The sequence below is a fragment of the Streptococcus sp. V728 genome (assembly GCF_052077995.1).
GTDB lineage: Bacteria > Bacillota > Bacilli > Lactobacillales > Streptococcaceae > Streptococcus > Streptococcus infantis_B.
Window position 1 is genome coordinate 791,309 of the sequence record NZ_JBQJJH010000002.1, and the last position, 21,328, is coordinate 812,636.

The 21,328-nt window shown below is 41.1% G+C and carries 18 protein-coding genes and 1 pseudogene; 2 read left to right on the plus strand and 17 right to left on the minus strand.

What is annotated here, in order from left to right:
* Positions 1-10: 10 nt before the first annotated feature.
* Positions 11-1,210 carry a phosphoglycerate kinase gene (locus tag ACTO1Y_RS05225; protein ID WP_441348576.1) on the minus strand — a complete coding sequence of 400 codons (1,200 nt, stop codon included), beginning with the start codon at positions 1,208-1,210 and terminating at the stop codon, positions 11-13.
* A gap of 228 nt (positions 1,211-1,438) precedes the next feature.
* Positions 1,439-6,304, minus strand: coding sequence for an endo-beta-N-acetylglucosaminidase (locus ACTO1Y_RS05230; protein WP_441348577.1), 4,866 nt, complete (start codon positions 6,302-6,304; stop codon positions 1,439-1,441).
* Positions 6,305-6,603: 299 nt separating this feature from the next.
* Here ACTO1Y_RS05230 and ACTO1Y_RS05235 point away from each other — a divergent pair, with 299 nt between their 5' ends.
* Complete coding sequence (locus tag ACTO1Y_RS05235) at positions 6,604-8,235, plus strand: Na/Pi cotransporter family protein (protein ID WP_441348578.1); 1,632 nt, start codon at positions 6,604-6,606, stop codon at positions 8,233-8,235.
* A gap of 28 nt (positions 8,236-8,263) precedes the next feature.
* Here the strand turns inward: ACTO1Y_RS05235 and ACTO1Y_RS05240 are convergent, their stop codons facing one another.
* The 12 genes from ACTO1Y_RS05240 to ACTO1Y_RS05295 form a co-directional block, all read right to left on the minus strand.
* Positions 8,264-8,560, minus strand: coding sequence for an enterocin immunity protein (locus ACTO1Y_RS05240; protein ID WP_049510283.1), 297 nt, complete (start codon positions 8,558-8,560; stop codon positions 8,264-8,266).
* Between the two features lie 24 nt (positions 8,561-8,584).
* The gene (gene pepA, locus ACTO1Y_RS05245; protein ID WP_441348579.1) at positions 8,585-9,649 is read right to left on the minus strand and encodes a glutamyl aminopeptidase; all 1,065 of its coding nucleotides are present in this window, start codon (positions 9,647-9,649) and stop codon (positions 8,585-8,587) included.
* A 120-nt stretch (positions 9,650-9,769) separates the two neighbouring features.
* The gene (gene yidD / locus ACTO1Y_RS05250; RefSeq protein WP_016466835.1) at positions 9,770-10,006 is read right to left on the minus strand and encodes a membrane protein insertion efficiency factor YidD; all 237 of its coding nucleotides are present in this window, start codon (positions 10,004-10,006) and stop codon (positions 9,770-9,772) included.
* Entirely contained in the window at positions 10,006-10,731 is a 726-nt protein-coding gene (locus tag ACTO1Y_RS05255; protein ID WP_016466836.1) for a pseudouridine synthase, read from the minus strand. Before ACTO1Y_RS05255 ends, yidD begins: the two co-directional genes overlap by 1 nt.
* Positions 10,718-11,287 carry an SMC-Scp complex subunit ScpB gene (gene scpB, locus ACTO1Y_RS05260; protein ID WP_441348580.1) on the minus strand — a complete coding sequence of 190 codons (570 nt, stop codon included), beginning with the start codon at positions 11,285-11,287 and terminating at the stop codon, positions 10,718-10,720. Before scpB ends, ACTO1Y_RS05255 begins: the two co-directional genes overlap by 14 nt.
* Before the next feature lie 12 nt (positions 11,288-11,299).
* The gene (locus ACTO1Y_RS05265) at positions 11,300-12,034 is read right to left on the minus strand and encodes a segregation/condensation protein A (protein WP_016466838.1); all 735 of its coding nucleotides are present in this window, start codon (positions 12,032-12,034) and stop codon (positions 11,300-11,302) included.
* On the minus strand, positions 12,034-12,768 hold the full coding sequence (xerD, locus tag ACTO1Y_RS05270) for a site-specific tyrosine recombinase XerD (protein WP_441348581.1): 735 nt from the start codon (positions 12,766-12,768) through the stop codon (positions 12,034-12,036). The genes ACTO1Y_RS05265 and xerD overlap by 1 nt, the downstream gene beginning before the upstream one ends.
* Positions 12,765-13,226: a cyclic-di-AMP-binding protein CbpB gene (gene cbpB / locus ACTO1Y_RS05275; RefSeq protein ID WP_049530037.1), complete on the minus strand. Its 462-nt coding sequence runs from the start codon at positions 13,224-13,226 to the stop codon at positions 12,765-12,767. The genes xerD and cbpB overlap by 4 nt, the downstream gene beginning before the upstream one ends.
* Positions 13,223-13,744: a metallophosphoesterase gene (locus ACTO1Y_RS05280; protein WP_006150069.1), complete on the minus strand. Its 522-nt coding sequence runs from the start codon at positions 13,742-13,744 to the stop codon at positions 13,223-13,225. Before ACTO1Y_RS05280 ends, cbpB begins: the two co-directional genes overlap by 4 nt.
* A complete protein-coding gene (locus tag ACTO1Y_RS05285) occupies positions 13,720-14,691 on the minus strand; it encodes a nucleoside-triphosphate diphosphatase (protein WP_441348582.1) in 972 nt (323 codons plus the stop codon). Before ACTO1Y_RS05285 ends, ACTO1Y_RS05280 begins: the two co-directional genes overlap by 25 nt.
* On the minus strand, positions 14,688-15,482 hold the full coding sequence (gene racE / locus ACTO1Y_RS05290; RefSeq protein ID WP_441348583.1) for a glutamate racemase: 795 nt from the start codon (positions 15,480-15,482) through the stop codon (positions 14,688-14,690). The genes ACTO1Y_RS05285 and racE overlap by 4 nt, the downstream gene beginning before the upstream one ends.
* 208 nt (positions 15,483-15,690) lie before the next feature.
* The gene (locus ACTO1Y_RS05295) at positions 15,691-15,936 is read right to left on the minus strand and encodes a YneF family protein (protein WP_004251708.1); all 246 of its coding nucleotides are present in this window, start codon (positions 15,934-15,936) and stop codon (positions 15,691-15,693) included.
* 283 nt (positions 15,937-16,219) lie between these two features.
* Here ACTO1Y_RS05295 and ACTO1Y_RS05300 point away from each other — a divergent pair.
* A pseudogene (locus tag ACTO1Y_RS05300) lies at positions 16,220-18,619 on the plus strand (glycosyl hydrolase family 95 catalytic domain-containing protein); the annotation flags it as partial.
* A gap of 347 nt (positions 18,620-18,966) precedes the next feature.
* Here the strand turns inward: ACTO1Y_RS05300 and ACTO1Y_RS05305 are convergent.
* The 3 genes from ACTO1Y_RS05305 to ACTO1Y_RS05315 all read right to left on the minus strand — a co-directional run bounded on the left by ACTO1Y_RS05305 (position 18,967) and on the right by ACTO1Y_RS05315 (position 21,327).
* The gene (locus tag ACTO1Y_RS05305) at positions 18,967-19,167 is read right to left on the minus strand and encodes a hypothetical protein (RefSeq protein ID WP_006147852.1); all 201 of its coding nucleotides are present in this window, start codon (positions 19,165-19,167) and stop codon (positions 18,967-18,969) included.
* Between the two features lie 155 nt (positions 19,168-19,322).
* A complete protein-coding gene (locus ACTO1Y_RS05310; protein WP_441348584.1) occupies positions 19,323-20,249 on the minus strand; it encodes an ATP-binding cassette domain-containing protein in 927 nt (308 codons plus the stop codon).
* A 10-nt stretch (positions 20,250-20,259) separates the two neighbouring features.
* Positions 20,260-21,327 (minus strand): ABC transporter ATP-binding protein, encoded by a 1,068-nt coding sequence (locus ACTO1Y_RS05315; protein ID WP_441348585.1) that lies wholly within the window; start codon positions 21,325-21,327, stop codon positions 20,260-20,262.
* Position 21,328 lies beyond the last annotated feature (1 nt).

Here is a 21,328-nt window from a genome sequence, read left to right on the forward strand (position 1 = left end):
TTCTATGTTCTTATTTTTCAGTCAAAGCTGCAAGACCTGGAAGTTCTTTACCTTCGAGGAGTTCCATTGAAGCTCCACCACCAGTAGAGATCCATGAGAATTTGTCTGCACGACCAAGGTTGATAGCTGCAGCAGCTGAGTCACCACCACCGATGATTGATTTAACGCCTGGTTGTTTCACGATAGCGTCCATCACACCGATTGTACCAGCTTGGAAGTCAGGATTTTCAAATACACCCATAGGTCCGTTCCATACAACTGTTTTCGCACCAGTCAATTCTTGGTCAAATTTAGCGATTGATTTAGGACCGATATCCAGACCAAGGAATCCTGGATCTACTGCTTCACCTTCAGTGTCTTTCACTTCAGTGTAGTCAGCAAATGCGTTCGCTTCTTTTGAGTCAACTGGCAAGATCAATTTGCCGTTTGATTTTTCAAGAAGAGCTTTCGCCACATCCAATTTGTCTTCTTCTACAAGTGAGTTACCGATTTCGATACCTTGTGCTTTGTAGAATGTGTAAGTCATCCCACCACCGATTAGAACTTTATCAGCTTTTTCAAGCAAGTTTTCGATCACACCGATCTTGTCAGATACTTTTGATCCACCAAGGATAGCTACGAATGGACGTTCTGGAGCTTCAACTGCTTCTTTGATGTAAGCAATTTCGTTTTCGAGAAGGAATCCAGCAACAGCTTTATCAACGTTTGCAGAGATACCAACGTTAGATGCGTGTGCACGGTGAGCTGTACCGAAGGCATCGTTTACGAAGATACCATCTCCAAGTGATGCCCAGTATTTACCAAGTTCAGGATCGTTTTTAGATTCTTTCTTGCCATCAACATCTTCGAAACGAGTGTTTTCAACCAAGAGAACTTGTCCATCTTCAAGAGCGTTAACAGCTGCTTCCAATTCAGCACCACGTGTAACACCTGGGATAAATTTCACTTCTTGACCCAATTTAGCAGCCAAGTCAGCAGCTACAGGAGCAAGTGATTTACCTTCTTTATCTGCTTCTTCTTTTACACGTCCAAGGTGAGAGAAGAGGATTGCACGTCCACCTTGTTCAAGGATATACTTGATAGTTGGAAGAGCTGCAGTGATACGGTTGTCGTTAGTAATCACGCCATCTTTTACAGGTACGTTGAAGTCAACACGAACGAGAACTTTTTTCCCTTTCAACTCAACATCTTTAACAGTCAATTTTGCCATTAGATATGACTCCTTCTTTTTTTTTACGTGTTAATTATATCACAAAATCAATAAAAGAGATAGCAAAACCTTAAACTTTTGCCCTCAACCATTTCTTGATAGTAAATTAGGTTTTCTCTTGAAGCCATAACTGGATACTCTACAGCTTTCCTCTATACAAAAAAGATTTGACCCTTAAAAGTCAAATCTTTTTACTGTATGAAGTAAATGTTAGATACACTATCTAGCTTAATCTTCTTTTTTCTTTTGAGTGAGAAGTCCAAAACCACCCAAAACTCCTACCAATCCAAGAGCAATAAGATTTGCATCTACTCCTTCACTTGTACTTGGCAGTTGTTTTACTTCAGGTTTTTCAACTTGTCCTTCTGCTTTTGCTGGTTCCTGCTTCGCTGCTTGGTTTACTTGAACTGGCGCAACGGATGTTTCAGTCTTAGGTTCTGTTTTTGTAGTTTCCTTCTTAGTGTCCTGAGCCGCTGGAGTAGACACAACTGGTTGAGTAGTTGGAGCTTTAGCTACTTTTGGCCCAATCTCAACAATCTCAGTTACGGTTTCTTTAACTACTTCTGTCCCCTTAAGACTACGGTTGCCTTCTGCATCGACTTCTACGAGATTTCTACGAAGTCCTTCAACCCCTGCTTGAATCAGGCGACGTTCACCTGTTTGAAGATTAGGATTTATTCGTTCTTCATGTCCGTATGCAACTTTTTCTTCCTCAATCACTAATGCAGGATTGGTAATGGTCAAATCTTTGACTCCCTCTACTGGCTGAACACGACTTTCTACCTTCGTACCAACTTCAGTAATTTCTGCTACAGCTTCCTTGACAACTTCTGTTTGAAGAAGAGTACGGTTACCTTTGGAATCCACTTCAATAAAGTGACGGATTTGCCCTTCAACTCCAGTCTGAACAATGCGTCGTTCAGCCAATAAGAGGTCTCCTGACGGACGCTCTTGACGCTCGAAGGCTTGAGTTTCTGTCTCAATCACTAACTCAGGTAAAGCTTCAACTGTTGGAGCAGTTTCATCTTCTAAGCTACCTACATGATGGTTTTCTTCTGCAGGAGATAGTTTCTTATTCAGCTTTTCTTTCATGTCCGCAAAGGCTTCTGGAGTAAGATTTGTTGAACCAATGAGAGTTTCTGCTTGAGCTATGATTGGATCATCTGCATTTTTCTCACGAACTTCCCCTAAAAGAGTTTCAAGTTCTTCCTTAGCTGCTTGATAAACCTGTACACCATTCAAGTCAGCACCAGCTTGTTTCAAGTTATTCAAGGCTTGGTTGACTGCCTCTTGGCTAGCATCGTGGTTTTCTAAGATAGCTTTTGCTGCATCAATCTTCTCAACAAGAGCTGCTTGTTTTTCGGCATCCGCAAATGTATAAGCTGTTGTTCCTTTGCGTCCTTGAGCAGATGTGATTTCTTGTTTCAGATATTCGTCGTTTATCGCTGCCTTAGGTGATACTAGAACATCAAACTCGACAGTTTGACCTTGATAATGCAATTGAAGTTTTTGACGGCCTGTTTTTTGAGAATCATAGCCTGTAATTTCGACACCTTGGTCTGTAAAGCTATGTTCTGTTTCCGTTTCATCATCATACAAGACCTTGAAGCGGCCTTCTGATAAGTCAAGAGTATCGCCTACAAAGTAGTCAATTTTCGGTTGTTTGCTAATATACAAGGCTGCGACTTCTTTTGGACCAGCTTCTTCACCAGTCACTTGAACCTTGAAGCTTCCTGCAACTGGAAGACCAAGATAGGTCACTGTCAACTCTTGTTCACCATGGTGATGAGTATCATAGCCCTTAACAACTACACCTGCATGTGTAAGATTGATAACTTCATCCGCTTCTTCACCTTCGTATTTGACACGGAGAAGACCTCCTTTGAGATTCAATTCCTCGCCATCTTGGTAACTTGTCTTTTTAGGTGCTGTTTCTAGACTGACAGCCTTAATCTTTCTATCATCCTGAGGAATTGTTACAGCAAGGATATTACTGATTTCTTTGTCTGGTAATTGTGTACGATAGTATAGAAGGCTAGGACGTTTTTCAAAGTTTAATGAATCTGTCGCCAAATCCCCTCCAACTACTGTATTCAAGGTAGCGATTGGAGTTTTTGAATCTGGCTTGTCATAGACTGTGATGGTAGCTCCAGCAGGAACTTCTGAGAAACCAAGCTGAATCTTATTGTCCGTTAGAACACGCGCTGCAACTTTAGCCATTGGGATGTTTTGGCTCTCCGTATCAAGAGTTTCATACATCTTCCAGTTGTAGATACGAATGGCTTTCCATGGTGTTCCATTATCAGATGTGATGACATTCAAGCGCCAATCCTGCGCAGTTATTGGACTATCAAGAGTAATATCTGACACGTGGGCTCTATTGCCACGAACAGCCTTGGCTAGTTTCCATTCTCCAGCTTCATCCTTGTAGTAGAGGTCAAAGTCTTTCGTATTCATCAAACCGTCGTTGACTGATTCTCCACCAGCACCGGCATGGTCCATGACCCATCTAACGACACGGCGTGGTTGTGTCAAACGAATATCAACGCTACCACTCAACTGAGCAGAAGACCATTTGTCAGATAAGCTAGTGATAGTTCCATTCAACATCCCTTCGATACCTTCGCCGCCTTCTGTGTCTGGGAAGGTACTTCCAATAACAGTCGCTCCTGGAACGATGTTTTCTGCTAGAGGTCTTGGAAGACTTGTATCTTGAACAGTCATTCCCCAGTCAAAGTTTGTGGTTGCTGCTTCAGAGCGAAGTCCGTTCTTACCAACTGCAACAACCTTCAACTCTTGGCTAGTTCCAGTTGCACTAGCTGAACGGCTAACTTTTGGTAGGTAGATAGTAGTAGCTGATGATCCTGTCAATAGACGCCAAGTATCGCCATCCTTTTCATAGACTTCATAGAAGTCAGCATCTTTATTGCCCTTAAATTGAACAATGGCTTCTGCCTCTTGTGCGTTTTTAAGAGATTGCTTAGCTACTGTTAGAGTTGTTGGTGCTTGAGGAGCCTCTTGATTATCTGTAACAGTCAACTCTCCTAGATTGAATTGGTAATCCCTGACAGTTGCAGTATTTTCAAAGGTGAGTTTGATTCCATAAATCTTTTGCCCAGCCAATTCACTCAAGTCAAATTCGTCTTTTGTCCAATCATCAGTTAGAGTAAGCTCTTTACGGGCATTCTCTCCACCATAGGTATAATTTTTCTGAGTCGCAAACTCTACATAAACCTTACTTCCCTTACCACCCTTATGGGCAACACGAAGTTTTGTTTTATCTGTTACTTCCAGTTTTGTAGAGTAAAGACGAACATCTTGGTTGGTATTTTCAGCTAAATCACCCGCAAATTTGAGTGAATTCCCTCCATTGTAGGCATCTTCAAAGTCATAATCAGCTTGAAGTTTAGCCCCTGATGAAGTTTGCCACCAGCGCCATGTAGGCAAAATACCTGATACAGAACGATAGTTCCATTCAGAATTCTTAGAGACTTTACCGTCTACAAACCATTTTTTACCATGTCCTGTGTTAAAGGATGTTGTAAAGGTACGGCCTACTGCTGGTGTACGGTCAGCTACAAGGTTGGCAATTCCGTACCAGTCCTTATCTTCTGGTTTTTGTCCAGTTGGATCTCCTTGGTAGCCCGTGAAGAAGATATTTTCATTCTTGTGATAGTCTTCTCCAGTCTTCCCAAGACTCGTGATAGTATCAGGTGCAAAGAGTCCAAGTGACAAGCGAAGTTTGCCATTTTCATCAAAAAGGGCATCCCATTTTACTTTTGTCTTGTAAGAACCACCTTGTTGCAATTCCAAACCTGCAAAAACATCATACTGACTGCGTCCTAGCCATTGCGCCATTGTTACAGAGTAATCATTTTTCTCTTTAGTCCAGTTAAAATTTGCAAAGAAGTGATCTGCAGGTACTTTATCGCCTTCTTTTTCCATGAATTGATAGTTGTACTCACCAAGTCCATCCTCATGGTAACGGCCATATTCATAAGTCATGGCATCGTACCAAGAATACTTGACAGGATGGTTGACTTGAGCTGCATATTCCTTGGTATAGAGCATGAAGTCACGCATTTTCTTACCAAGAGGCGTTACGATATCTCCTGTTGTTTCTTGGTTGATAAAGTAGCCATCAAATCCATAATATTTAGCCAAATCAACTAACTTACGAGCGATAGGGAAAGTTCCATCCTCATCTTGTTGAAGAGCTGCAGCAAATTTTTCTTGGTCTGCAATACTATTAGACCAGTTGAAGAAGAGTGTACCCAATACAGGGACACCATTACGGTGACCAGCATCAATCACGTCCGGAGTTGGAACGAGCCCTTCCCAGAAGACCATTGAATTCAAGTATTGCCAGTAGTCAAAAGCATAGGCTTTAAACTCTTCACCACCTACAGAAGCGTGGTCTTTGGCCTTAGAGTTGGTATTGGCAAGAGCTTCAACCTTGGCATCCTTATTGGCTTTTTCGTTGACTACATGCCCACGGTAACGTTTAGCCAATTCAACTGAAGAACGGTTAATAGCGTCGTCTTCACGGGCACCCGGTTCCCATTTCAACAAATCTTCCCAAGTGTCAAACTTAATTTCTTTTGGTCGAAGACTTTTTTCTTCTTTCTTAGGAACATCTGAGACAGTTGCTTTCTCTTCAGCTTTATTTTCTGTAGCCACAGGTGCTTCTTCAGCCTTATTTTCTTTAGCTACAGGTGCCTCTTCAGCCTTAGACGCTTCAGCAACCGGACTAGTTGCTTCCTTATCAGCTGTAGTCAATTGGTCCAAGGTTGGTTTTTCTTCTGAAATAGGTTGTTCACTAACCTTGTTTTCAGTTTCCTCTAACTGCTTCAAGACTTCAGGTGAAGTTGTTGTTAGTTGTTCTGTAGTTGCAGTCGATGGCTGTTCAGCCGTGTTATTTGACGGTTGCTCTGTAGCTACGGTAGTCGTCGTTGTTTCATTTGCTGGAAGAGCAACTTCTTCTGCTAGAGCTTGGTTAGCAAACAAAACCGAGCCAATCATCAAAGAGCAGGCACCCACTGATAATTTTCGAATACTATAGCGACAACGTTGCTCAAAAAATGGATTCTTCATCTTTTCCTCCTTTTACTTCAAAAAGTAAGCGCTTTATTTTTGTTTTAAAAAAAGTAACTGCTCTTAAAATAGCAGAACTGTTCATTTTTATTTTACGTTATTTAAAGGAAGAGTCAACACTTGTCCATAGATATCTATAAAGGAGTGAATAAATGATATAAATTAGACAATCAGAAGCATTTTTTTACTTTTACTAGCATTTTTCTTAAAAAACTTCATTTACTACTTGTTAGATTGCTATTAATCCTTTAAAATAGAATGGGAGAAATTCCGTGATTATTTTTCGGAGGAAAAAGGAAATGTCCATTAATTGGCAGGAAATTATTTTTCACTTTTTAGGTGGTCTGGGACTATTTTTGTATAGTATCAAGACCATGGGAGACGGTTTGCAACAAGCAGCTGGAGATCGTCTTCGATATTACATTGACAAATATACTAGCAATCCTTTCTTTGGAATTTTAGTTGGAATTGGGATGACTGCCCTGATTCAATCGAGTTCAGGTGTTACGGTTATTACAGTTGGTCTGGTTAGTGCCGGACTATTGACTTTACGTCAGGCTATTGGGATTGTTATGGGAGCCAATATTGGAACAACCGTCACATCCTTTATCATCGGTTTTAAACTGGGAGACTACGCTTTACCGATGCTCTTTCTCGGAGCAGTCTGTCTCTTCTTCACAAAAAATAGAACCATCAATAACATCGGACGAATCCTCTTTGGTGTTGGTGGTATCTTCTTTGCCCTCAATCTTATGAGTGGCGCTATGGAACCCCTTAAGGATTTACAAGTCTTTAAAGACTATATGGTAGAACTTAGTAAAAATCCAATCTTGGGTGTTCTTGTCGGAACAGGTCTAACCCTTCTGATTCAAGCCTCCTCCGCAACCATCGGGATCCTACAAAATCTCTATGCTAGCAATCTGATTGACCTTCAGGGGGCCCTACCAGTTCTCTTTGGAGATAACATCGGAACAACTATCACTGCTATTATCGCTTCCTTGGGTGCTAATATCGCAGCCAAACGTGTGGCCGCAGCCCATGTAGCCTTTAACGTTATCGGAACTGTTATCTGTATTATCTTCCTCGTTCCATTTACAGGCTTAATCCAATGGTTTGAGAGCTTCTTAAATCTAGCTCCAGAAATGACCATTGCCTTCGCCCACGGAACCTTCAACATTACCAATACAATCATTCAGTTTCCATTCATCGGAGCTCTTGCTTTCTTAGTAACCAAACTTATCCCTGGAGAAGACGAAGTTGTTAAATACGAACCTCTTTACTTGGATGAACAACTCATCAAGCAAGCTCCTTCTATCGCCCTAGGAAATGCCAAGAAAGAACTCTTGCACTTAGGAAACTATGCGGTTAAAGCATTCGATCTTTCTTACGACTACATCATCAATTCTGACGAGAAAGTAGCTGAAAAAGGACACAAGACGGAAGAAGCTATCAACACAATCGACGAGAAATTAACACGTTACCTCATTAGTCTATCTAGTGAAGCATTGAGTCCAAAAGAGAGTGAAGTCTTAACCAACATCCTTGACTCTTCTCGAGACTTGGAACGTATCGGTGACCACGCTGAAGCTTTGATTAATCTTAACGACTACTTGCAACGCAAGAATGTTCAATTCTCTAACTCAGCCTTAGAAGAGTTGGAGGATATTTACCGTCAAACAAGCGATTTCGTTAAAGATGCTCTTGAGAGTGTTGAAAACAATGACCTTGAAAAAGCTCAATCTCTTATTGAACGCCATGAAGCCATCAACAAGATGGAACGCGTCCTTCGTAAGACTCACATCAAACGTCTCAACAACGGCGAATGTTCTACCCAAGCTGGTGTCAACTTTATCGATATCATTTCACACTACACTCGTGTGTCAGACCACGCTATGAACCTTGCTGAAAAGGTTTTAGCTGAACAAATCTAAGATAAAAAAATGCTTTGATTCGAACGAATCAAAGCATTTTAAATAGCTCTCCAATCATAAAGGAGGAGGCAGCTGCACCCTTGTACCTAGCTTCTTCCTTTTTGATATAGCGAGCCAGATTGACTAACTCTGGCGCTGGAGTCTTGGGATTCTTGAGTAGTTCAAGTGTGACTAGCCCTGAAAGTCGGACTGCAAGCAATCGCTCATTGGTGCTGGGCAACTGCTTAGCAGTCTCTAGGAGTGCAGCCACTAAATCTTCACTCAAGTTTTGACGGGCATGATTGTAAAGGTCCCGTATCAAGGTTTCTAGGTTTGGTTCTTCCATACCTATCACCTCCATCTTTTCAGTTTAATAATTTTTGATCAAATCTACAGTAGAGCGATCTAATTTTTTAACCAAGGCTTGTAAGAAAGCTTGAGCTTCTAAGAAGTCATCCATGGCATAAAGTGTTTGGTGAGAGTGGATATAACGGGCACAAACACCGATTGTTGTAGAAGGTACACCAGCATTTTTCAGATGAGCTGCACCTGCGTCAGTTCCACCTTTTCCACAGTAGTATTGATACTTGATTCCAGCTTCTTCAGCTGTCGTCAAAAGGAAGTCCTTCATGCCTGGGAGAAGCAAGTGACCTGGGTCGTAGAAACGAATCAAGGTTCCGTCACCAATCTTGCCTTGGCCACCATAGACATCACCTGCTGGTGAACAGTCTACAGCAAGGAATACTTCTGGATCAAATTTTGTTGTAGATGCGTGGGCACCACGAAGTCCAACTTCTTCTTGGACGTTAGCACCAAGATAAAGTTCATTTCCTAGTTTTTGGCCTGACAAGTTTTCAGCCAACTCGCTAACCATGAGCACACCGTAACGGTTATCCCATGCTTTTGAGATAATATTTTTTTCATTAGCAGTTAGGATAGCACTACTATCTGGAACGATTGTATCTCCAGGACGGATACCAAAACTTTCAGCCTCAGCCTTATCTGCAAAACCACCGTCAAAAACGATATCTGAAATAGCTGGCATGGTTGGTCCGCCTGTGCCACGAGTCAAATGTGGAGGAACTGAACCTGAAATTACTGGGATTTCACGTCCTTCGCGTGTAAAGAGTTTGAAACGCTGGCTACTAACAACCATAGGGTTCCAACCACCAATGCTGACTACTCGGAAGGTCCCGTCTGCTTTGATTTCACTAACCATGAAACCAACTTCATCCATGTGAGACGCCACTAAAACACGAGGTGCATTCGCAACTTCTGAATGTTTGATACCAAAAATACCACCTAAGCCATCTGTTACTACTTCATCCACGTGAGGAGTTATTTTCTCACGAAGATAAGAGCGTACAGGCGCTTCATGACCTGAGATAGCAGAAAGTTCTGTTACTTCTTTGATTTTAGAAAATAATGTTGTCATTTTAGTCCCTTCTTTCTTTCAACCATTTTACCACTTTTTATAGGAGAAAGGTAGTAGAAATCAACATTTTACCATCTAACTTATTTCCTGCAACAAAAAAGAATCACAAATGTGATTCTTTTATTTTGAATTTCTTTTTAATGAGAAAACATCCGGCACTGGATCTTTACCCTCTTCGGACCAAGGATGGCACCGTAAAATCCGTGCTAAGCCCATCAGAACTCCCTTGGCACCATGCTTTTCGATAGCTTGAATCATGTAGTTCGAACAAGTCGGTTCAAAGCGGCAAGATGGCGGGAAAGCAGGCGAGATAAATCGTTGGTAAAAGCGTACTGGCGCAATTAAAATTTTTTTCATTATTTATTATTGGTTACAGCCATGGTGTGTAATTGGCTGATTTCTTTTTTGTTAAGACGACGGGATTCTCCTGGACGAAGACCCGTTAAGTCTAGATGTCCAAAACGAGTTCGAGAGAGTTTATCCACTTGAAGGCCAACAGCTTCAAACATCTTTTTAACCTGGTGATTGCGCCCTTCATGGATCGTCAATTGAACAACTGAGCGGTTTTTAACTGGATCTACTTTGAGAATTTCGTAAACAGCTGGCTTGGTTTTCTTGCCATCAATTTCTACTCCTCGAGTCAAGGGACGGAGATTTTCTTTGTTGGCAATTCCTTTCACACGCGCAACATAAACCTTATCAATCTCATTACGAGGATGAATCATCTCATCTGTAAAGTCACCATCGTTGGTCAAAATCAAGACTCCAGACGTATCCCAGTCCAAGCGCCCCACAGGATAGATGCGCTCTTTCACATTGGGCAAAAGATCGACAACTGTCTTGCGGCCCTTGTCATCTGTCACGCTAGAAATCACACCGCGCGGTTTGTTAAGCAGATAGTAGACTTTTTCTTCGTTATAGATTGGTTGACCTTCAACTTCGACCTTGTCGCCTGACTTGATGGTCGTTGCAAGTTCACGCACGACTTGACCGTTAACCGTCACCAAGCCTTGCTTGATCAACTCTTCTGCTTTTCTCCTACTGGCCACTCCTGCGTGGGCAATATATTTATTGATTCTCATCTTCTTCTATCCTTTCACCAAATAATTGGCTTTCTTGTACTTGAATATCAAGCTCATCAATCACGGGCAACTCTTCCAAGTGATTAATCCCCATATAATCCAGGAAATAATCCGTCGTTACATAAAGATTAGGGCGTCCGAGAACTTCCTTTTTCCCGTCTTCTCGTATCAACTCAAAGGCCTGTAACTTAGCTAGCGCTCCACTTGAATTAACCCCCCGAATAGCATCAATCTCAATTCGTGTGATGGGTTGCTTGTAAGCAATGATGGATAAGGTTTCAAGGGCAGCCCGAGATAGACTTTGGTTGATTGGCGCCTTAGAGTATTCTTTTAAAATCAATGCAAATTGTGGCTTGGTCACCAATCTGTAGGCACCACCGGTCTCAATCAGTGCTAAACTGGAATTCTGGTCTTTTTCATACTTGTGGGCTAACTTTTCTAAGCTTTGCTGAATCCCAGTCGGTGGAAGCGATAGGACCTCAGCTAGCTGACGGACTCTAATGCCATCCTCCCCCGCTACAAACAGGAGTGCTTCTATTTCTGCTAAAGTACTCATATTTCCTCTCTATCAAGCTTGACTCTGCTCTACTTGATTTTCTTCATTCTTTTTCATGAGATAAATATCTCCAAAACTCTCTTTTTGAATCAAGAGAATTTCTTGGGTTTTAATCAACTCCAAGGTTGCTAAAAAGAGTGTAATGACCTCTTGTAAATCCTTGGTTTCTTTAAACAAATCCTGCAAACATAATTGTTGACCTTCAACCAAGGCTTCTCGAACGATGACCATCATATCTTCAATCTTATACTCATCTCGTAAGATTGTTGTGTGACTTTTAGAGAATTCTTCCTTTTTCTTGGTCAGTAAGGTTGAAAAGGCTAAGAAAAGATCAATCGTCGTCTTATCATGTACAAGTTCTGCATCCTCATAGATCAACTCTGTAGGTGCTTTTGAGTAATATTGAGCTCGTTCCTGGTGCTTCACTTCCAACTGCTCTCCCAAAAGTTTAAATTTACGGTATTCCTCAATCTGAGAAAGGAGATCCTGCTCTAGGTCATCCTCTAAATCCGTCACTTCTGCAACCTTTGGCAAGAGCTTGCGACTCTTAATCAGCATCAGTTGGCTAGCCATCACCATGTATTCGCCTGCAACTTCTAAACGCATAGCTTGTAATGTAGAGATATAGGCTAGATATTGTTCGATAACCTCTGTGATCGGCACATCATAGATATCCATCTGATACTTTGAAACCAAGTGTAGGAGCAAGTCCAAAGGCCCTTCAAAATCTTTTAATTTAATATCCATTATCTATATTTTTCTAAGGTCATGACTGTCTTTAATCCTAATTTTTTAGCAATTTCGTACAAGTCAACCTTTTCTTCGATTTGTCTTAATATAAACTGTTCTCTCAATCCTTGGGCAGATAAATCTGAAAAACCTTTTTCCTTTAAAAAAGCTTCCAACTGACGAAAGGCCCATTGACGAGAGTATGGCTTCCCAGCTTTTTCAAAGAGATAGGTCTGCCCCATCAAGGGCTCTAACTCCGCAAGCAAATTTGTGGGAAGGCTCAAGATTCTTTGTTGAGAAGCTTTATTGACTCTCAAAACTTGAAAATCCAGGTTCACATCCCCTGTTTTTAAGGCTAGAATTTCACTCGGCAAGAGGCCCAACTCTACTATTAACAAGGCTAGTAAGCGTCCTTCTGGATAAGCACTTTCTTGCCAGAAAGAACTGAGGTCTAAAAGTTCCGACTTCCCTTGCTTTTTCTCAGCCTGTTTGGGTAATTCCAAACGGTAAAAGGTGCCTATCTTTCCTTTTTGATATAAAAAGTAAAGAAATTGGTTGCAAGCAGAAACTTTCCGCTTTTGGGCACTCATTTTAAAATTTGATAATTGAGCTTGGTAGATTTTTAAACTTGTCTCTGAAATTTGTTTTCCAACAAAATCCAAAAACTGCTCCAAATCATACTTATAAGACTGCTTAGAATTACTAGATAGATTTTGTTTTTCTTCTAAAAATACTGGAATCCATTCTCTCATTTGCTTCGAATCTCATATTCCTTACTAAAATCATGCAGAAGGGCATTGACAGCCTTAAGGATTGATTTCCGTGTAATAATCCCTTGGAAAATTCCATCCTTATCAACAACTGGTAGGAAAGATTCATCCACTAACTTATGTAAAACATCTGTCAATGTATAATCCGGAGCTACCACTGCAACATCCTTCTTGGTCATGTGTACGATATCTGTATCTGCCATGGCTTCTTGACTCAATCCCTGCTCCATCTGGTAGGCAAGAATATCTCTAAGACCAATAGTCCCGACGAATTTTTTCTCATCCGTCACGACTGGCACTCTGGTATAGGTCATCTGACTAAGGAGGAGAATTGCATGATCTGCATTGTGAGTATCAATGAGCACAGCCAAATTTTCAGCAGGAGTTAAAAAGGTTTCCTCTTGCTCCAGTAAAAACTGTTCAAATTCTTTGGCAATCATCGAGCAAACTCCTTAGACAAGCCTGGATATACCTCATGGTCACGTGTCAAAAAGTCCACTTTAAAGTAGCTATCATCAATCTCCACACGAGCGTAGAGGCATTCTCTAATTGCACCACGTGGCTGACTGATAGAACCAGGATTTAGAAAGAGAGTCTTTCCTTCCATCCAAGCATCTGGGATATGTAAGTGCCCATAAAGACAGATATCTGCATCTTCCTCTTGAGCCCAGAAATCAAGCTTTTGGAAGTTGAAGTTAATATCAAACAAATGTCCATGAGTCTGGATGATCTTGGTAGGACCCAGTTGAGTCACTAAGCGTTCTGGATAGTCTGAATAAAAATCCATGTTTCCTCTGACTACCTGGATTCCTTCCCAGAGTGGTGAATCTGGGCGAAGTTCCGAGTCACCATCGTGAAAAATAGCATCGACTTTCCCAAGATAGCGGTCACGTATTTCTTCTACAATCAAGCTATCTCCGTGGGAGTCACTCATTACAATGATGGTTTGCTTTGCCATGATGGAAATACCTCCAAAAGTTTCTTAACGGCTAAGGCACGGTGGGATTGACTATTTTTTTCTTCGAGGGTTAATTCAGCTGATGATTTACCAGTTTCTCCTACTAAGAATAGCGGATCATAGCCAAAACCATTTTCACCCTTAGGTTCAAAATTAATGTAACCTGGCCAGTCAGCTTCGACGACCAAGCTTTCCTTACCTGGGCTAGCAACGACCAAGGTTGTGTGAAATTGCGCTGAGCGGTCCTTGAGATCAAAGACCATGGCTAATTCGTGCAAGAGTTTGGCGTTGTTTTCCTGATCGGTTGCTCCGACTCCTGCGAAGCGAGCCGACCAAACGCCTGGTAGACCACCAAGCACATCGACTTTAAGACCAGAATCATCTGCCAGAACCATCTTGCCTGTCAATTGAGAAATAGTTTCTGCTTTGAGGCGAGCATTTTCTTCGAAGGTCATACCCGTTTCAGCTACTTCAGGTAGGTCTGGATAATCATTGAGATTCTCCACATCATAGCCTAGCTTGTCAAAGATAGCACGAAATTCCTTGGTCTTCCCTTCATTACGAGTCGCTATGAGCAAGGTTTCTCTGACCTTATTTGTCTCGAAAAAGTCCTGAACGTTCACTCCTTCTTTAGGCAATTCCACATGCAAGAGTTGTCCATTTTCAACTAAGAGCAAGGCACCTTGGCGTTGAATGACTTCCAAGTTTCGGCCGGCTTCTGCATTTAAAATCTCAACGATAAAAGATAGCAAGCGGAAGTTGGAAGACCAGCGCATTACCGTAATCGTGATTGGAAAACCATTTTCCTCATCACGGAAAATGCGAGCCAAATCCATAAAATCAAGATCAAGAGGATCTTTTATGAGGCTATAGATTCCACCGTAGACGTCCCAGACACCTACATACCAGTCCTGGTCATCCTTGTATTCATAAATTTTGTTTGTCATAATGTTACATGCTCCACATGAATCTCTTTTTCAAGCCACTCGGCTCCAATTTGAGCAAAACTATGGCTATTTGCAGTCGTATAAAAACGGTGTTGTAGAGGCCCTGCATCGCGGCCACGATTAATCTCGAAATAATTAAGTAAGACAGAGATATCCCGCACGCACTCTGCACCACTATCAATCAGTTTTACGTCAGGCCCCATCACATTCTGAATAATAGGTCTGAGAAGCGGATAATGGGTACAACCCAAAATCAAACTATCCACTTTTCCGACCAAGGGACGTAGGGTTTCGTATACGACTTTCTTAGTCACACTGGTCGATAGAGCACCTGACTCGACCAAAGGAGCAAATTTGGGACAAGCCAAACTTTCAACTTGTAAATCCGGATCCAAGTCATGGATCTTTTGACGATAGATATCTGATTGTACTGTCATCGGTGTTCCAATCACTCCGATTTTCCCACCCTGACTTGCTTTGATAGCCGCTGAAGCGCCAGGTAAAATCACTCCAAGAACAGGAATATCTAACTGGGCTTTAATTTCTTCCCAGACGACTGCTGTTGCTGTATTACAAGCAATGACAATCATCTTGACATCCTTGGTCAAAAGAAAGTTGACCAACTGCCAAGTATATTCACGAATTTGCTCAGCAGGACGAGGGCCATATGGCGCCCGTGCCGAATCTCCAATATAGACGATTTCTTCATGAGGAAGCTGACGCATGAGCTCACGCACAACAGTTAAGCCTCCAACACCAGAGTCCAAAAAACCGATTGGTCGATTATCCATATAGTCTTCTTTCTAGTCTTATTATTCTGATTGATAGTTCATTATCATTACATTTCTTACTGAAATTTCCGACCGACTGATTCGTCATCAGTTGTCTCCAACTTAATCATAATCAAATATCAATAGAATGCAAGGAAAAAGTCTTAGTTCTAAATATCAGTTGAACATAGTGAGAAGTCTGGAACTTTCATCCCAGACTTTTCCTATTTTATTTCTTTTTATTGTTAGCAAGAGCTGCTTTTTGTTGGCGAATGATTTGGTGGTAAACTTGTTGTACCTTAGCTTCGCTTGGTTTTTGACCATTAGCACTCAAAAGGGTGCGAACTGCTTCTGCATTCAAACGTGGGTTGTCCGCAAACTCTTTTTCAATTTGTTTACGCACCAAGTACATGCCTCCTAGAGCACCTCCTAGAAAAGCTAAAACAATCAAGACAATCGCTAAAATAAGATCCATAATATTTCTCCTGTTTCTTTTAAAGTCTACTATATTATACCATAAAGTCCCACTGCTGACTAGTTTGATTTGCGCTTTCAGAAAGCAACTATGCAACATTTTAATTCACTTTACCTATAAAAAAGGCTTGCTTACTATCCATTATAAAATCTAGAATATACACTGTCCTTAAAATAAACAAATGAGGCCTTTAAAACCTTGCAATAAGTTAATATGTCTGCTATAGTAAAAGCATAGAATTCACTATACTACTTGCTTCAATAATAAAAAAACTATGGAAAATAAAAATAACTATCAACTTCATTATGATCAACCAACTGCTCCTTCTTATGACGGCTGGGAAAAACAAGCCTTGCCTGTCGGAAACGGTGAAATGGGGGCTAAGGTTTTTGGATTAATCGGTGAAGAAAGAATCCAATACAATGAAAAAACTCTCTGGTCTGGTGGGCCACAACCTGATAGCACCGATTACAATGGGGGGAACTATCAAGACCGCTATAAGGTCTTAGCAGAAATTCGTAAAGCCTTAGAAGAAGGAAACCGTCAAAAAGCCAAACAATTGGCAGAGCGCAACCTAGTGGGTCCAAACAATGCTCAGTATGGTCGTTACTTATCTTTTGGTGATATCTTTATGGTCTTTAACAACCAAAAGAAAGGCTTGGAGAATGTTACCGACTATCATCGTGGCTTAGATATTTCTGAGGCCATCTCGACGACTTCATATACTCAAGACGGTACAAACTTTAAACGCGAAACCTTCTCTAGTTATCCTGATGATGTTACTGTGACTCACTTGAGTAAAAAAGGGGATAAGACCCTCGATTTTACCCTTTGGAATAGCTTGACAGAGGATTTACTTGCGAATGGTGACTACTCTTGGGAATATTCGAAGTATAAACAAGGGGCAGTCACGACCGATTCAAATGGTATCTTGCTCAAGGGGACTGTCAAAGACAATGGCCTTCAATTTGCCTCTTATCTTGGAATCAAGACAGATGGACAAGTCACTGCCCAAGATGGCTATTTGACTGTCACTGGAGCCAGCTATGCGACCCTTTTACTCAGCGCCAAGACTAATTTTGCTCAAAATCCGAAAACTAATTACCGCAAGGATATTGATGTAGAAAAAACTGTTAAGTCTATCGTAGAAGCTGCCAAGGCAAAAGATTATGAAACTCTAAAAAATAACCACATCAAGGACTATCAAAGTCTCTTCAATCGTGTCCAACTGAATCTTGGCGGTAACAAGTCTAGCCAAACGACAAAAGAGGCCCTTCAAGGCTATAACCCAGAAAAAGGGCAAGAACTAGAAGAGCTCTTCTTCCAATATGGCCGATATCTACTCATCAGTTCGTCTCGTGATCGGACAGATGTCCTTCCTGCCAACCTACAAGGGGTCTGGAATGCTGTAGACAATCCACCTTGGAATGCTGACTACCACCTCAATGTCAACCTACAAATGAACTACTGGCCTGCCTACATGAGTAATCTCGCAGAAACGGCTAAGCCAATGATTAATTATATTGATGACATGCGTTACTATGGCCGTATCGCTGCTAAAGAATATGCCGGTATCGAATCCAAAGAAGGTCAAGAAAACGGTTGGTTGGTTCATACTCAGGCGACACCATTTGGCTGGACTACTCCTGGCTGGAACTACTATTGGGGTTGGTCTCCTGCTGCCAATGCTTGGATGATGCAAAACGTCTATGACTACTACAAATTCACCAAGGATGAAACTTATCTTAAAGAAAAGATTTACCCAATGCTCAAGGAAACTGCTAAGTTCTGGAATTCCTTCTTGCACTACGACAAGGCTAGTGACCGTTGGGTTTCTTCTCCATCTTACTCGCCAGAACATGGAACTATCACGATTGGGAATACCTTCGACCAATCTCTAGTTTGGCAGTTATTCCACGACTATATGGAAGCAGCTAATCATCTGAAGGTCGACCAAGATTTGGTGACAGAAGTGAAGGCTAAATTTGACAAGCTCAAACCACTTCACATCAACCAAGACGGCCGTATCAAGGAATGGTATGAGGAAGACAGCCCTCAATTCACTAATGAAGGAATTGAAAACCACCACCGTCACGTTTCTCATTTGGTTGGACTCTTCCCAGGAACCTTATTTGGCAAAGATCAGCCTGAATATCTGGAAGCAGCACGCGCAACTCTAAACCATCGTGGAGATGGTGGTACCGGTTGGTCTAAGGCTAATAAAATCAACCTCTGGGCTCGTCTCCTAGATGGAAATCGTGCCCATCGTTTGCTGGCAGAACAACTCAGATCCTCAACTCTAGAAAATCTCTGGGATACGCACGCGCCTTTCCAAATTGATGGAAACTTTGGTGCAACCAGCGGTATGGCAGAAATGCTCCTTCAATCTCACACAGGCTACATTGCCCCATTACCAGCTCTTCCAGATGCATGGAAAGACGGTCAAGTCTCAGGCTTAGTCGCTCGTGGTAACTTTGAAGTCAGCATGAAATGGAAAGAAAGAAATCTTGAAACACTATCTTTCCTTTCTAATGCGGGTGGAGACTTAGTCGTAGACTACCTAAATATTGAAGCTAGCATTGTCAAGGTAAATGGCAAGGAAGTACAAGTTACCCGCATCAAAGACAACCGCATCCAACTTGCGACTCAAAAGGGTGATGTGATCACCTTTGAAAAGTTACCTATACCATCATAAATGGATTAAACTAAATCTAGTCTATTTCCTAGACTCTCTACAAATCTGTTATTTGCATCAACTTTATAAATTTTCACGTTAATCTTATTGATATAAACAAAAAAGGAGGGAATATTTCCCATCCTTTTTTATGATAATAAAATTATATAGGAGTATCTATAAGTAACTACTCCCAATTTTTAGTTTCTAAAACAAACTAAAAAACCAATTAAAAATCGAATACAATACATTCATAAGGAAATCATAAAAAAATAAGCAAATGAGATACCAAATGAATTCTACAATTGCAATCAGTGGCTTGACTAGGATATAAAATAAAATATCCCAAATAAATTTCATTTTTTATCTTCCTTTCTAGGAAGTCCCGCAATCCAAGGCAGAGCAGATATCATTTTATAAGCCGCAAGAAATTTAACAACCTCTAAGGCTTTTGGCTCAGATTCCTTCTTCTCAGTCAGTACTTCCATTCCTTTTACCCAGAGGCATGTCCCAATAATTCTAGCCATTCCTGTAAAAAAATTTGGTTGGTTGTCCATGTGATTCTCCCCTAGTTCATGTCATTTCTAACAGATTAGTTCTTATTGTATTCAGTATATCAAATTTATATAGATTATCAAGTTTTTATCTGCAAAATAAAAAAGTTTCATAATCTTTCTAGAAGCCTTCTAGCTAGATTATAAAACTTTAGTGATTATTTCATTTCTTTTTTATAGCGTTCCAATTCTTCTTGGTTAGCCCAAACGTAATGACCTGGACGAATTTCAACCATAGAAGGTTTGTCTGTTTCATAGTCATGTTGGTCTGGATCATAGACTTTCAAAACTTTCTTACGTTCCAAGATTGGATCTGGAATCGGCACAGCTGATAAAAGTGCTTGTGTGTATGGATGAACTGGATTGTTAAACAATTCTTCAGTTTCAGCCACTTCAACAATAACACCCTTATAAATTACCGCGATACGATCAGAGATAAAACGAACTACTGACAAATCGTGGGCGATAAAGAGATATGTCAAGCCCAATTCCTTCTGGAATTTCTTGAGCAAGTTCAAAACTTGGGCACGCACTGAAACGTCCAAGGCTGAAATTGGCTCATCCGCGATCACGAAGTCAGGTTGCATAACCAAGGCACGAGCAATCCCGATACGTTGACGTTGTCCACCTGAGAACTCATGAGGGTAACGTGTCAAGTGTTCAGCCAAAAGTCCTACTTCACGAATGATGTTTTGAACTTTTTCTTTTCTTTCTTCTTCGTCTTTAAATAAATGGTGGTTGTAAAGACCTTCAGAGATGATATAGTCAACTGTTGCACGTTCATTCAAACTTGCGGCTGGGTCTTGGAAAATCATTTGAATGCGACGGATTAATTCCGCTGCTTGTTCACGTGATTTTTTACCATTGATTTTTTGTCCATCAAAGATGATATCCCCTTTGCTGGTATCATTAAGGCCGATAATGGCACGACCAATTGTTGTCTTACCACTACCAGATTCTCCAACAAGTGAGAATGTTTCGCCTTTGTTGATAAAGAAGTTTGCATTCTTAACGGCTACAAACTTTTTGCTTCCTTCACCGAAGGAAATCTCTAAGTCTTTAACTTCTACTAATTTTTCAGACATTTCCTTCCTCCTAATCCTCAAGATGAGCAAAGCCCATCTTTTCACGAATCTTATCGTGTAAGTCTGCAATCACTGCTGGTTTTGCAACTTTTGGAGCTTGTTCATGAAGCAACCATGTTTTGGCCCAATGAGTATCAGATACTGCAAACTGAGGAGGTTTTTCTTCGAAATCAATCTTCATCGCATAGTCTGAACGAAGAGCAAAAGCATCTCCCTTCAATTCAGTATAAAGTGATGGAGGTGTTCCAGGAATTGAGTACAATTCACCCTTTTCGTCAGCCAACTGTGGTAAGCTTGACAAGAGGCTCCATGTGTATGGATGGCGTGGATCGTAGAAGATTTCTTCAACTGTTCCATACTCAACGATTTCACCAGCGTACATAACTGCAACTTTATCTGCAATACTTGCTACGACACCAAGGTCGTGTGTGATAAAGATTGTTGTAAAGTGGTATTCCTGTTGCAGTGTCTTTAACAAGTCAATAATCTGAGCTTGAATGGTTACATCAAGCGCTGTTGTTGGTTCATCACAGATAAGGACATCTGGACGACAGGCAAGAGCAATTGCAATAACGATACGTTGACGCATCCCACCAGAATATTGGAATGGATATTCATTAAAACGTCTCTCAGCGTCAGGGATACCAACCTTATTCATGTAGTCAATCGCCAAGTCTTTTGCTTCTTGAGCTGTTTTCCCTTGGTGTTTCACAATAACTTCAGTGATTTGACTTCCGATTGTCTTAATTGGGTCAAGACTGGTCATTGGATCCTGAAAGATCGTTGCAATCTTAGCTCCACGAATTTGTTCCCAATCTCTATTAGAAGAAAGTTCAGTCAAATCCTGTCCGCGGTAAATAATATTACCTTTCGCAATACGTCCATTTTCTTCCAACATTCCTGTGAAGGTTTTTGTTAAAACAGATTTACCTGAACCTGATTCTCCAACGAGTGCAAGCACTTCGCCCTCAATCAACTCCAGAGATACTCCACGAATAGCTGTCAAAATTTTGTCACGAACATCAAATTCCACGACAATATCTTGAGCAGTCAAAATTACATTTTTTTCTTTTGTCATG